Raw genomic sequence first — 13,140 nt, 5'->3', positions numbered from 1 at the left:
CGGATCAGGCAATAACCGATATGTCATCAATCTTGCCATGAGTCGCCGCGCTGTCAGGCAAAATGAAAGAACCGCCAGCTTGTCAGCCGACGGTTCCTCAAAAAATCGTTGCGTGTACAACAGCCTGCGTCAGTCAACCTTGCGCAGGACCAGCGACGCATTCGTGCCGCCAAAGCCGAAGCTGTTGGACATGGCAGCCCGGACGCGGCCCTTCTTGGCCGTGTGCGGGATGAGATCCAGCACCGTCTCGAAGCTCGGATTGTCGAGGTTGAGGGTCGGCGGCATGATCTGGTCGCGGATCGCCAGCGCGCAGAAAGCCGCCTCGATCGCACCGGCCGCGCCGAGCAGGTGCCCGACCGCCGATTTGGTCGAGGACATCGACACGTTCTTGGCGTGGTCGCCAAAAGCCCGCTCGACAGCGCCCGCTTCGCCCTCATCGCCCTTCGGCGTCGAGGTTCCGTGGGCGTTGACGTAATCGATCTCGGTCGGGTCGATTCCGGAATTCTTCAGCGCCATCTTCATGGCGCGGTAGCCGCCCTCGGCGCCTTCGGCCGGCGCGGTAATATGGTGCGCGTCCCCGGTCAGGCCATAGCCTGACACTTCGGCGTAGATCTTCGCGCCGCGGGCCCTGGCGTGTTCGTATTCCTCGAGCACGAGCACAGCTGCGCCTTCGCCCATGACGAAGCCGTCCCGGTCCTTGTCGTAAGGGCGAGAAGCCTTCTCGGGCGTATCGTTGAAGCTCGTCGACATGGCCTTGGCAGCGCAGAAGCCTGCGATGCCAAGCCGGCCGATCACGGCTTCAGCCCCGCCCGCCACCATCACATCGGCATCGCCGTAGGAGATGAGACGCGCCGAGTCGCCAATCGCATGCGCGCCAGTCGCGCAGGCCGTAACCACAGAATGGTTGGGACCCTTGAGCCCATGCCGGATCGATATCTGCCCGGAGGCCAGATTGATCAGCGATGCCGGAATGAAGAACGGGCTGACCTTGCGGGGGCCCTGCTCATGCAGCGTGATCGAGGTCTCATAGATGGTCTCGAGACCGCCGATGCCGGAGCCGATCATAACGCCGGCGCGTTCTTTCTGCTCTTCGGTATCAAGCTTCAGGCCGGAATCGGCCAGCGCTTCGTCTGCAGCGGCAATCCCGTACAGGATGAACTCGTCGATCCGGCGCTGCTCCTTGGAGGACAGCACCTTGTCAGGATCGAAAGCGTGCTCGTCGCCTTCCCCGCCCCCCCGGCCGGAGGCCCACGGGACCTGGAAAGCGATTTTGCACGGCAGGTCCGAAGCGTCGAAATTGTCGATCTTGCCTGCGCCGGACTTACCGGCAATCAGACGCTCCCAAGTCGCCTCGCGGCCATTGGCCAGCGGAGAAACAATACCGATACCGGTGATGACAACACGACGCTTCGACATGACAACCCAGCGCCTTAGACGTGGGCCTTGATGTGCGAGACGGCGTCGCCGACCGAACGGATCGACTCTTGCACGTCATCAGGGATCTCGATGTTGAACTCTTCTTCGAAAGCCATCACGAGTTCGACGAGGTCGAGCGAGTCAGCACCCAGATCGTCGATGAAGCTTGCGCTTTCGACAACTTTGTCTGCTTCCACGTCGAGGTTCTCGACTACGATTTTCTTCACACGTTCAAAAACGTCAGACATGAATACCTCTCTCGATATGTCTGATGACTGGTCCTTATGAGAACCATTGTGTTGCGCCTAGCACACAGTACGGATGAGCGCCAAGCCCTTGTCTGATGCCCTACTGCTGGGCCTAAATCATTGCCATCCCGCCATTTACGTGCAGCGTCTGGCCGGTGACATAGGCCGCCTCATTGGACGCAAGATACACTGCCGCGGCCGCGATGTCGCCGCCCTGACCAAGCCTTCCGGTCGGAATCTGCCCCAAAAGCGCCGTTTTCTGGGCCTCGGGCAGCCCGTCGGTCATCGGCGACTCGATGAAGCCGGGGGCGATCGTGTTGGCGGTGATTCCCCTCGAAGCGACCTCCTGGGCAATCGATTTGGTGAAGCCGATCATCCCGGCTTTTGATGCACAATAATTTGTCTGGCCCGGATTTCCCGTCACGCCGACCACCGAAGTGATTCCAATGATGCGGCCATGGCGGCGCTTCATCATTCCCCTCACAGCTGATTTCGTCAGCCGGAAATAGCTTCCCAGGTTAACATTCAGCACATCGCTCCAGTCCTCGTCCTTCATCTGGATGAGCAGTTTGTCACGCGTTATGCCGGCGTTCGCGATCAGGATGTCGAGCGGGCCGATGGCCGCTTCCGCCTGGCCCACCAGCGCGTCCACGCCAGCCGGATCAGAGAGGTTGCAGGGCACAATCGCCGTTTCCCCCTTCAGGGTGGCGGCCACCTCCTGCAGGACTGCCTCGCGGGTGCCCGAGAGCGCAACCTTCGCGCCAGCGTCGGAAAGCGCTTGTGCAATGGCGCGGCCAATGCCGCCCGAAGCGCCGGTAACAAGGGCCGTGCGGCCGGTCAGGTCAAACATGGGTCTTATCCTTTGATCGCTTTGGCGAAGGCTTCCAGATCCTCAGGGCTCCCGAGGGTAAGGCCGTTGAGGGATTTCTCGATCCGGCGCTGCATCACGGTGAGCACCTTGCCGGACCCGGCTTCACCGGTCGCGGTGACGCCCTGGCCGACCATGTACTGCACCGATTCAGTCCAGCGGACCCGGCCGGTCACCTGTTTCACGAGATTCTGGCGGATCGTCTCCGGGTCGGTCACAGCGCCGGCGCTGACATTGGCGACGAGCGGCACTGCGGGCGCCTTGATCTGCGTTCCGGCCAGCGCAGCGGCCATCGCGTCGGCTGCCGGCTGCATCAGGGCGCAGTGGAAGGGCGCAGACACGTTCAGCGCCATGGCTTTCTTCACGCCATTGGCCTGCGACCAGGCAATGGCCGCCTCGATCGCTCCCTTGGTGCCGGAGATGACCAGCTGGCCGGGGGCGTTGTCGTTGGCGATGTCACACGCGCCGCCCGTCTCGCGCCCGGCGGCGCAGGCGGCGTCTGCCTGGGCCTGATCGGCGCCCAGAAGAGCCGCCATCGCGCCCTCGCCCGGCTTGACCGCCGATTGCATGGCATTGCCGCGGATGCGCAGCAGGCGCGCGGTATCTGAAAGGGTGATCGCGCCGGCCGAGGCCAGCGCCGAATACTCGCCCAGCGAATGTCCGGCCACAAAGGCCGCGTCCTTCGCCGAGAGGCCAAAACCGGCTTCCAGCGCCCGCATGGCGGCCACCGAATGGGCCATCAGCGCGGGCTGGGTATTGGCGGTGAGCGTCAGCTCGGCGATGTCGCCGTCCCACATCAGGGTCGAGAGCTTCTGGCCGAGCGCCTCGTCCACCTCTTCAAACACCGCTTTTGCGGCTGGAAAGGCGTCGGCGAGTGCCTTGCCCATGCCGATTTCCTGGCTGCCTTGCCCGGGAAAAATGAATGCGAGGGTCATGTTTACCCTGTCTCCCTAGTTTTCCGGCGTGCGTAAAGCGCGTGTCTCCGGCATGCAAGCGCTTGAATTTTCCACAAGGATAGGCTTAAGAGCGCCTCTTGATAGCAAGGTGCGGTCCTCCACGATCCGGAATGAGCCGGAGAAAGAGGGGCCATCGCCGGTCGGGTTTCCCGCTCACTGGTGCCGCATCTTCATAATTTTGGGAATGAAAACATGGCACTATACGAGCACGTCGTGATCACACGGCCGGATATCTCGCCTGCCCAGGTTGAAACCTTCATCGAAGAGATTTCCACCTTCCTCAAGGAAAAAGGCGCAACTGTCGGCAAGACCGAGTACTGGGGCCTTCGCAGCCTCGCCTACCCGATCAAGAAACAGCGCAAGGGCCACTACTCGCTCATCAACATCGACGGCCCGGCTGAAGCGGTCCACGAACTGGAGCGCCGCCAGCGTATCTCGGAAGATGTGATGCGCTACATGACCGTTCGCGTTGAAACGCTGAGCGACGAGCCTTCGCCGGTTCTCTCTCGCAAAGAGCGCCGTCCGCGCGACTAACGGGAAGGAAACCGACACATGGCACAGAAAATCAACATCACGAACATTCCTGCCCGCCGCCCGTTCGGCCGCCGCCGCAAGGTGGACCCGTTCACCGGCCAGCACGCACAGGAAATCGACTACAAAGACGTGAAGCTGCTCCAGCGTTACATCTCTGAAAAAGGGAAAATCGTGCCGAGCCGTATCACCGCCGTGAACCTGAAGAACCAGCGCAAGCTGGCTCAGGCGATCAAGCGCGCCCGCATGCTGGCGCTCATCCCGTTTGAAGTGAAGTAAGGAGAGACCCCCATGCAAGTCATTCTCCTTGAGCGCATCGACCGCCTCGGCAAGATCGGTGACGAAGTCCGCGTCAAGAACGGCTTCGCGCGCAACTTCCTCATCCCGCAAGGCAAGGCGCTGATTGCCAACGAGAAGAACCGCAAGCGGTTTGAACTCGAGCGCGACGCCATCGAAGCCCGCAACGCCGCTGCCCGCGACGCCGCAAAGACCGAAGCTGAAAAGCTCGAAGGCGCAACCTTCGTGCTGATCCGCCAGGCTGGCGAAACCGGCCAGCTGTACGGATCGGTCACGGCCCGCGATGTGGCAGATGCCGCGGATGCAGCCGGCTACAAGGTCGACCGCGCTGCGGTCCGCCTCGACAAGCCGATCAAGTCCATCGGCCTTTCCGAAGTGTCCGTCCGCCTGCACGCGGAAGTCACCGTGAAAATCCAGGTGAACGTGGCCCGCTCGACCGAAGAGGCCGAGCGTCAGGAAAAAGGCGAAGACATCGTCGCTGCGCTCCAGGCTGCCAACCAGGCACAGGCCGACGAGCAGGCCGGCGAACTCGCCGCCGCTGCTGCAGAGCGTGCCGAACTGGGCGGCGAAGAAGAGTAATCTTCGCCCCGGCCCTGGCCACACAATCGAAACGGCGGCTCCCTGGGGCCGCCGTTTTTCTGTGTCTCTGCCAGCTTGGGGATAGAGGCGGGAATTCCCCCCGAATCCTGTTTCCGCGAGTCGCAAACCCGGCCGCGTTCGCTATAGTAAACGTTTGCGCCACGGGGGTGCCCATGTCTGAGCAAAAGCCGGGAGGCGGGTCGATCACACCGCCAAACAACCTCGCCGCCGAAGCCGCGGTGCTCGGCGCGATCCTGTTCGACAACAATGTCTACCAGTTCATCGCCGACATCCTCACCCCGCCCGACTTCTACGCCCCCGCCCACCGCGAGGTGTACGCCGTCGCCTCCAATATGATCCAGACAGGCCGGGTCGCCGATGGCGTCACCCTGCGCGAATACTTCGAGCAGAAGGAAAAGCTCGCCGAGATCGGCGGCGCCAAATACCTCGTCGACCTGCTCGATGCCGCCGCCTTCGGCCCGGAGGTGAAGGACTATGCCCGCATCATCCGCGACCTCGCCATCCGGCGCGAGCTGATCACGGTCGGCGGCACGATCCAGTCCCAGGCCATCATGCCCGAGCAGGACGACACCGGCTCCACCCTGATCAACAAGGCTGAACGCGCCCTGTTCGACCTTGCAGAGCGCGGCAGTGCCGAACGCGGCTTCTCCAGCTTCGCCGAAGCCCTCGCCGAATCGCTGATCACCGCTGAAGCCGCCTTCAAGCGCGGCGGCAAGATAGCCGGCATCCCCACTGGCCTGAGCGACCTCGACAACCAGCTCGGCGGCTTCCACCGGTCCGACCTTCTGATTCTCGCCGGCCGCCCGTCGATGGGCAAAACATCGCTCGCCACCAACATCGCCTACAATGCCGCCGCCGCCTACAAATACGAGACGCAGGACGATGGCTCGAAGAAAACCCTGGACGGCGCCATCGTCGCCTTCTTCTCGCTCGAGATGTCGAACGAACAGCTCGCCACCCGTATCCTCGCTGAGCGCACCGGTATCAACGCCCACCGCATCCGCCAGGGCGATCTGACAAAGGCCGACTTTGAACAACTCGTCGAGGCCACCGCCGAGCTGCAGAACCTGCCCCTCTTCATCGACGACACCGGCGGTATCTCCATCAGTGAGCTGACGGCCCGGGCCCGCCGTTTGCAGCGTTCGGTCGGCCTCGACATGATCGTGATCGACTATCTTCAGCTGATCACGGTTTCCAGCTCCGGTGGCCAGACCAACCGCGTGCAGGAGGTGACCCAGATCACCACCGCGCTGAAGGCCCTCGCCAAGGATCTCAACGTCCCCATCGTCGCCCTCTCACAGCTCTCCCGCGCGGTAGAGCAGCGCGACGACAAGCGCCCCCAGCTTTCGGACCTGCGCGAATCCGGCTCGATCGAGCAGGACGCCGACATCGTCATGTTCGTCTATCGCGAGGAATACTATCTGGCGCGGACAGAGCCTGCCGCCGACCCAAACGATCCGACCTCGAACGAAAAGTGGAAGACCTGGCGTTCCCGCATGGACCAGGTCTACGGCACCGCCGAAGTCATCGTCTCAAAGCAGCGCCACGGCCCGATCGGCACCGTCAAGCTCGCCTTTGATGCCAACGTCACCCGCTTCGGAGACCTCGACAAGTCCCGCATGACCGAAGATATTCTGGAATAGAGCTAGGCCAGCCCGCCCTTCAGCAGGTCCAGCGCGTCTGCCGCAAACAGGCGCATGTTCGCCTCCCGGTCGGAGAGCCCGGTCTCCAGCGTGCGCGAAACAATCACGCCGCCAGGGCCCGCCAGCGCCACGCAGGTATGTCCCGCCGCGTCGCCATACATGTTGCCCGTGGGCCCCGAGGCGCCCGTCTCGCAAAGCCCCCAGTCCGCCTCGAGCACCTCGCGTATGCGCCCCGCCAGCATCCGCGCATAAGGCTCGGTGGAAGACCGCTTGTCGCCCAGGTCTTCCCGGCTCAGCCCCAACAGCCCCCGGAAAGCCTGCGGCGTATAGATCACCCCGCCACCCCGGTAATAGCGCGACGCCCCCGGCGCCGCCAGCAGGGCGGCCGAAATCAATCCGCCTGCTGATGATTCTGAAATCGCGACGGTCTCCCGCCGCGCCTTCAGGATGTCGCCTATCTCGGCGGCAAGAGGCAATAAAGTCTGCATGGCCCTACGGCCCCTTCGCCGCTGAAATCACTTGTTGCCGATCCACTCGAACTCTTTCTCCTCCCACCAGGGGAAGAAGCCCGGCATGCCGTCCGACACCTTCACCGGATAGGTCGGGGTGCGCTTCTCGAGGAAGCTCATCACCCCCTCTTTCGCGTCCGGCGTCTTGCCGCGCGTGTAGATGGCGGCCGAATCCACAATATGGGCCTCCATTGGATGGCTCGCGCCCAGCATGCGCCACATCATCTGGCGCGTCAGCGCGTTGGAGACAGGCGCGGTATTGTCAGCAATTTCCCTGGCCAGCGCGCGCGCTTCGCTCATAAGGTCCGAATGAGGAACAACGCGGCTCACCAGCCCGCCTTTGAGCGCTTCATCTGCCGGGAACACGCGGCCTGTATAGCACCATTCCAGCGCCTGCTGGATGCCCACAAGACGCGGCAGGAACCAGCTGGAGGCCGCTTCCGGGTTGATGCCCCGGCGGTTGAACACAAAGCCGAAGCGCGCCTTGTCAGACGCAATCCGGATATCCATCGGCAGCTGCATCGTCACGCCGATGCCCACAGCCGCGCCATTGATGGCGCCGATCACCGGTTTCAGGCTCTCGAAGATTCGCAGGGTTACCCGTCCGCCGCCATCACGCTGGATGTCGACCGATTCGGTCCGGCCCTTTTCGCCATCGCCTGCGCGCGCGTCATAGTCGAACGTCTTGGCGCCGGCCGAAAGGTCGGCCCCGGCGCAGAACGCGCGGTCGCCATGCCCGGTCACGATCACGACCTTCACATCGTCATTGGCGTCCGTCATGTCGAAAGCCTCGATGATTTCATACATCATGGTGCCGGTGAAGGCGTTCATGTTGTCCGGCCGGTGCAGCGTCAGTGTCGCGATGCCGTCCTCGATGTCGAGAATGATTTCCTTGAATTCCTTGGGCCTTGCCATGATCGCTCTCCTCCGGTGATGCGTTTGCCTGCTGAGAAGGCCCTCCTTCCCTTAGGTCCGTCAAGCGTACCGGGGTGCTTGACGCGGCCGCCCCCTGCGCCGCACAACAGTCACAATTGATGACGGAAATTACAGGAGCTGGTTGTCCATGTTAAAAAGCGCCCTCGCCACAGTTGCAACGGCCTTCCTGATGGCAGGCGGCGCTGCGTCGGCCGAAACGGTTTACCTTACGGCCGGCCATTTCGTGGATCCGGTTTCGGGCGAGACAGTGCGCGACGCTGCCTTCGTCATCGAGGACGGCGCCGTGGCCCAGCGCGGCACGAAATCGAGCCTCAGGGCCCCGCGCGGCGCCAAGACGGTGGATCTCGGCAATGCCTGGCTGATGCCCGGCTTCATCGACATGCACGTCCACCTCACCAGCGATGCCGAAGATGGCCCCTATTACTCCTTGAGCCTCTCGGATGAGCGCATGGCCATCAAGGGCGTCAAGAACGCCCGCAAGACGCTGCTGGCAGGCTTTACCACTGTCCGCAATCTCGGCGCCGAAAGCTATGGCGATGTCGCCCTGCGCGAGGCCATTGATGCCGGCGAAGTGCCCGGCCCCCGCCTGCTCGTCTCCGGCCCCCCGGTCGGCATCTCGGGCGGCCACTGCTCGGACATGAACCTTCTGCCATCTGAATATCGCCTGAAAGGCGAAGGCGTCGCCAACGGCCCCTGGGAAATGCGCGCCAAGGTGCGCGAGAACATCAAATACGGCGTCGACCTGATCAAGACCTGCTCCACCGGCGGCGTCCTCTCCAAGGGCACGGCGCTCGGCGCGGCCCAAGGCACGATCGAAGAACTCGAGGCCATCGTCGAAGAGGCCCACGCCCGCGGCCTGAAAGTGGCAAGCCATGCCCACGGCACCGTTGGCATCCGCAACGCCATCCTCGCCGGCGTCGATACGGTCGAACACGGCTCCATCATGGACGAGGCCACCATCCAGCTCGCCGTCGAGCACGGCACCTATCTCTCGATGGACATCTACAATACCGAATACATTCTCTCCGAAGGCGCCAAGAATGGCCTGCTGGAAGAATCCCTGGCCAAGGAACGCTCCATCTCGGCCCGCCAGCGCGCCAGCTTCTCGGCCGCCGTCAAGGCGGGCGCCAAGGTGGTGTTCGGCTCAGACGCCGGAGTTTATCCCCATGGCCTCAACGGCAACCAGTTCTCCCGCATGGTCACCTTCGGCATGACGCCAATGCAGGCCCTGCGCGCAGGTACCTCCTTTGCCGCCGAAGCCCTCGGCAAGACCGGCGAAGTCGGCTGCGGAGACGTTGGCTGCAAGGCAGATTTCGTCGCCGTCAGCGCCGATCCCCTGGCCGACATGCAGCGCCTTGCAGATGTCGATTTCGTGATGAAAGGCGGGATCGTCTACAAGCAGGACGGCGTCCCGCTGGCTTCGTCCTTCTGACGGCCACCGACGATGGAGTTCACGCCATTTCCTGCTGTCACCACTTTGGCTGCGCCGGTGTTCGTTGCATCCGTCGCCTGGGAATGGTGGGCGGTCAGATCCGGCCGCGCCAAAGGCCGCTATGAAACGAAGGATGCCCTGGCCTCCATGTCGATGGGCATCGGTAATGTCGTGGTCAATACCCTCACCGCCACCATCGCGCTCTGGATGATGATGCTGGCCTGGCCCTTCCGCATCGCCACGCTCCCTTTCGCCTGGTGGAGCTTCGCCCTCTGCTTCGTGGCGTATGATTTCGTCTATTACTGGAAACACCGCTTCGCCCACCGCATGCGCTGGTTCTGGATGGAGCACGTCACCCACCATTCCTCGCGGCACTACAATCTTACGACCGCGCTGCGCCAACCCTGGTTTGGTCCGTTCACGGGGCTCATCCTTGTCGGCCTGCCTCTCGTCTGGCTCGGCTTCCACCCGTACGTGCTCGCCCTCGCAGGCGGGCTGAACCTCATCTACCAGTTCTGGATCCATACAGAGACGATCGACAAGATGCCCCGCTGGTTCGAGGTGGTGATGAACACCCCCTCCCATCACCGCGTACACCACGCCACCAATCCGCGCTATATCGATACGAACTATGCCGGCGTCTTCATCATCTGGGACAAGATGTTCGGCACATTCGTGCCGGAACGGGACGACGACAAACCCAGCTACGGCATCGTCAAGCAGCTCACCACCCACAACCCCTTAACCATCGCCTTCCACGAATTTGGCGGCTTCCTGAGCGACTGCGCAAAAGACGGGCTGCGCCCGTGGCGCTGGGCGGGCCGCGCGGTCAATGCCCCCGGCTGGAGCCCGCAGGGTGCACACAACCGCTCCATTGAGCTGAAGAAAGCGTATGTCACGGCATACCCCGAACAGGCTGGCCAGCCAGGGCTCCCCAAATGACCACCACAGACCTCGTCTCCCGCTATTACGCTGCCTTCAACGCCAAGGACTGGGCCGGCATGGCCGCCTGCGTGGCAGAAGAAATCAACCATTTCGTCAATGAAGGCGACAAGCGCGGCGGGCGCGCCGCCTTCGCAGATTTCATCGCCCATATGGACGATTGCTATGACGAGACCCTGACCGAGATCGTCGTCATGGCCACGCCCGATGGCGCCCGCGCCTCGGCCGAATTTATCGTCAACGGCGTCTACAAGAAAACCGATGCCGGTCTCCCTGAAGCCACCGGCCAGGCCTACCGCCTGCCCGCCGGCGCCTTCTTCGATGTGAAGGATGGCCAGATCACGCGCGTCACCACCTATTACAATCTGAAAGAATGGATCCGCCAGGTTTCATGATCGTCCGCCCACTGACCGGTGAAGCTCTCGAACACACACTCCCGGCGCTTGCGCGCCTGCGCATCGGCGTGTTTGCGGATTTCCCCTATCTCTATTCGGGTACGGAAAGCTATGAGCAGAAATACCTGCGCGCCTTCTCCGCCGCGCGGGACGCCATAATTATCGCCGCCGAGGAAGACAGCGAGATCATCGGCTGCGCCACAGGCTCTGCGATCGACGATCACCACGCCGAATTTTCCGCCCCGCTGGCAGACGCGGGCTATGACCTTCCCACCACCTTCTATTTCGGCGAGTCTGTCCTCAAGCCGGATTACCGCGGCCGCGGCCTCGGCCACGCCTTCTTTGACGCACGGGAAGAACACGCCCGCCAGCGCGGCTATGCCCGCGCCTGCTTCTGCGCCGTGGACCGCCCCCCCGATCACCCCCGTCGCCCGGACGGCTACTCCCCGCTCGACAGCTTCTGGCAAAAACGCGGCTACCGAAAAATCCCCGGCATCACCACAAACTTCACCTGGCCCACCGAGCCCCGCGGCCCCGACCTTCCCCATCCGATGACCTACTGGATGCGGCAATTCTGATCCCAACCCGAAAACCGGACGCAGACCGGCCTGCAAGAAAGAAAATCCCATGCGGACTAAATTCAGCCTCCTTATCATGGCGTCGGCCCTGGTGCTCGCCGCCTGCGCGCCCGAAACGCCGCCCCAGCCACCCGCCGTCACGGAGCTTCCCGCGCCCAACGCGGACGCGATCCGCGCCGACATGGAATTCCTCGCCTCCGACGATCTCGAAGGCCGCGAAGCCGGCACCCCTGGCTACGACATTGCCGCCGCCTATGTCGCCGAAGCGTTCACAGAGATCGGCCTGAAACCCGCCGGCGACGCAGGCACCTACTTCCAGACTATCTCCTTCCTCCGTTCGCTCCGCGCACCCGAAGGCCGCCTGATGGAGGTTACCAACACCGCCACCGGCGCGACCGTTCCGTTTACGGAGAATGTCGACTATGCCATGGGCGGCTCCCTCGGCGCCACCAGCAGCGATGTGACCGGTGAAGCCGTCTTCGTCGGCTTTGGCGTCGTCGCGCCAGATCTCGGCCGTGATGACTATGCCGGCCTCGACCTCACCGGCAAGGTCGCCGTCATGCTCTCAGGCACCCCTAAAGGTATTCAGACCGAAGAGCGCGCCTATTACGGCACCCGCAAATTCGTCAACGCGTCAGAGCGCGGCGCCGTCGCCGTCGTCACCCTCGAAACGCCCACCTCGCGCGGCGTCTACCCTTTCGAGCGCCTCATTCGCGAAGGGCGCCTCGATGGCGCAAGCCTCACCTGGCTCGACGCCCAAGGCACACCCTTCTCCCGCGCGCCCGGCATCCAGGCCAGTGCCAGCGTCTCGATGGAAAGCGCCGCCAAGCTCTTTGAAGGCTCCGGCGCAAGCTGGACCGACATCCTCGCCGCCGCCGAAGCCGAAGGCGGCGCCGTTCAGGGCCTCGCCCTTCCCTTCACGGTCCAACTCAGCCAGGCCTCGACCCATGACCAGGTCCAGTCCGCCAACGTCATCGGCATGATCGAGGGCACAGACCCCGTCCTCAAGAACGAGGTTATCGTCCTCACCGCCCATCTCGACCATATCGGCATCACCAAAGGCCTCGAAGGCGACCAGATCAACAATGGCGCCCTCGACAACGCCAGCGGCGTCGCCACCCTGCTGGAAGCTGCCCGCATGCTGAAGGCCGGCCCGCCGATGAAGCGCTCAGTCATGTTCATCGCCCTCACTGCCGAAGAGAAAGGCCTCCTCGGCGCGCAGTACTTTGCCGAAAACCCGACCGTGCCGAAGGCAAGCCTCGTCGCCAACGTCAATCTCGACATGCCGGTCCTGACCTACCCCTTCACCGACCTTGTCGTGTTCGGAGGCTCGCGCTCGACCATTATCGAGGAGGTCGAAAAGGCCGCCGCCGATATGAACATCACCCTCAGCCCGGACCCGGTCCCCGATCAGGGCCTCTTCACCCGGTCGGACCATTTCCGCTTCGTCGAAGCGGGCATCCCCTCGGTCTACCTGATCCCCGGCTGGGAGAATGGGGGCGCCGAAGAGTTCGCCCGTCACATGACAAGCAACTATCACCGCCCGTCGGATGATATGTCCAACTCTCTCGACTTTGACGCTGCCGCCCGTTTTGCCGCCATCAAGGCGCGCATTGCGCTCGCCCTCGCCAATGCCGATCAGCGCCCCCTCTGGCGGAAAGATGATTTCTTCGCCCGCCAGTTCAACGGCCCGATGGAGCCCTGACACGCCCTTTGCCCGGTCCTCTGTGCGGGGGCCGGGCAGTCTTCGGACCTCTAAGTCCCTGAAACGGCAGACCCTCACCTTGGG

General features: G+C 63.2%; 15 protein-coding genes. 9 read left to right on the top strand and 6 right to left on the bottom strand.

All coding sequences use genetic code 11. The annotated features are described in order from the left end of the window. Positions 1-129 precede the first annotated feature (129 nt). The 4 genes from fabF to fabD form a co-directional block, all read right to left on the bottom strand. Entirely contained in the window at positions 130-1,416 is a 1,287-nt protein-coding gene (fabF, locus tag KG722_RS09450) for a beta-ketoacyl-ACP synthase II (protein ID WP_213271476.1), read from the bottom strand. Between the two features lie 14 nt (positions 1,417-1,430). Then, on the bottom strand, positions 1,431-1,664 hold the full coding sequence (locus KG722_RS09445) for an acyl carrier protein (protein WP_011647152.1): 234 nt from the start codon (positions 1,662-1,664) through the stop codon (positions 1,431-1,433). A 112-nt stretch (positions 1,665-1,776) separates the two neighbouring features. Continuing rightward, a complete protein-coding gene (gene fabG / locus KG722_RS09440; RefSeq protein ID WP_213271475.1) occupies positions 1,777-2,514 on the bottom strand; it encodes a 3-oxoacyl-[acyl-carrier-protein] reductase in 738 nt (245 codons plus the stop codon). Between the two features lie 5 nt (positions 2,515-2,519). After that, positions 2,520-3,467 carry an ACP S-malonyltransferase gene (gene fabD / locus KG722_RS09435; RefSeq protein WP_213271474.1) on the bottom strand — a complete coding sequence of 316 codons (948 nt, stop codon included), beginning with the start codon at positions 3,465-3,467 and terminating at the stop codon, positions 2,520-2,522. Positions 3,468-3,680: 213 nt separating this feature from the next. On the opposite strand from fabD, the gene rpsF reads away from it, so the two are divergent. From rpsF to KG722_RS09415, 4 genes are all read left to right on the top strand, one after another. After that, positions 3,681-4,022: a 30S ribosomal protein S6 gene (rpsF, locus tag KG722_RS09430; protein ID WP_213271473.1), complete on the top strand. Its 342-nt coding sequence runs from the start codon at positions 3,681-3,683 to the stop codon at positions 4,020-4,022. Positions 4,023-4,040: 18 nt separating this feature from the next. Next, entirely contained in the window at positions 4,041-4,298 is a 258-nt protein-coding gene (gene rpsR, locus KG722_RS09425) for a 30S ribosomal protein S18 (protein WP_213271472.1), read from the top strand. Positions 4,299-4,310: 12 nt separating this feature from the next. After that, positions 4,311-4,895 (top strand): 50S ribosomal protein L9, encoded by a 585-nt coding sequence (gene rplI, locus KG722_RS09420; RefSeq protein WP_213271471.1) that lies wholly within the window; start codon positions 4,311-4,313, stop codon positions 4,893-4,895. A gap of 173 nt (positions 4,896-5,068) precedes the next feature. Next, a complete protein-coding gene (locus tag KG722_RS09415; protein WP_213271470.1) occupies positions 5,069-6,559 on the top strand; it encodes a replicative DNA helicase in 1,491 nt (496 codons plus the stop codon). A 2-nt stretch (positions 6,560-6,561) separates the two neighbouring features. Here the strand turns inward: KG722_RS09415 and KG722_RS09410 are convergent, their stop codons facing one another. Together KG722_RS09410 and KG722_RS09405 are read right to left on the bottom strand one after the other, a co-directional pair. After that, the gene (locus KG722_RS09410; RefSeq protein WP_213271469.1) at positions 6,562-7,047 is read right to left on the bottom strand and encodes a CinA family protein; all 486 of its coding nucleotides are present in this window, start codon (positions 7,045-7,047) and stop codon (positions 6,562-6,564) included. 27 nt (positions 7,048-7,074) lie between these two features. Then, the gene (locus KG722_RS09405; RefSeq protein WP_213271468.1) at positions 7,075-7,983 is read right to left on the bottom strand and encodes a crotonase/enoyl-CoA hydratase family protein; all 909 of its coding nucleotides are present in this window, start codon (positions 7,981-7,983) and stop codon (positions 7,075-7,077) included. A 148-nt stretch (positions 7,984-8,131) separates the two neighbouring features. Between KG722_RS09405 and KG722_RS09400 the strand changes: the two genes are divergently transcribed. From KG722_RS09400 to KG722_RS09380, 5 genes are read left to right on the top strand one after another with little or no spacing between them, the layout of a single operon-like run. Further along, positions 8,132-9,436 (top strand): amidohydrolase family protein, encoded by a 1,305-nt coding sequence (locus KG722_RS09400; protein ID WP_213271467.1) that lies wholly within the window; start codon positions 8,132-8,134, stop codon positions 9,434-9,436. Positions 9,437-9,448: 12 nt separating this feature from the next. Further along, positions 9,449-10,378 carry a sterol desaturase family protein gene (locus KG722_RS09395; RefSeq protein ID WP_213271466.1) on the top strand — a complete coding sequence of 310 codons (930 nt, stop codon included), beginning with the start codon at positions 9,449-9,451 and terminating at the stop codon, positions 10,376-10,378. Next, entirely contained in the window at positions 10,375-10,773 is a 399-nt protein-coding gene (locus KG722_RS09390) for a ketosteroid isomerase-related protein (RefSeq protein WP_213271465.1), read from the top strand. The genes KG722_RS09395 and KG722_RS09390 overlap by 4 nt, the downstream gene beginning before the upstream one ends. Further along, positions 10,770-11,351, top strand: a complete 582-nt coding sequence (locus KG722_RS09385) for a GNAT family N-acetyltransferase (RefSeq protein WP_300998340.1) — start codon at positions 10,770-10,772, stop codon at positions 11,349-11,351. The genes KG722_RS09390 and KG722_RS09385 overlap by 4 nt, the downstream gene beginning before the upstream one ends. 49 nt (positions 11,352-11,400) lie before the next feature. Then, the gene (locus KG722_RS09380) at positions 11,401-13,056 is read left to right on the top strand and encodes a M28 family peptidase (protein ID WP_213271463.1); all 1,656 of its coding nucleotides are present in this window, start codon (positions 11,401-11,403) and stop codon (positions 13,054-13,056) included. Positions 13,057-13,140 lie beyond the last annotated feature (84 nt).

Origin of the sequence: Hyphomonas sp., from assembly GCF_018402285.1 — a bacterium.
Taxonomy (GTDB): domain Bacteria; phylum Pseudomonadota; class Alphaproteobacteria; order Caulobacterales; family Hyphomonadaceae; genus Hyphomonas.
Note: the sequence above shows the minus strand (reverse complement) of the source record. Positions and strands in the feature narration are given on the sequence as shown.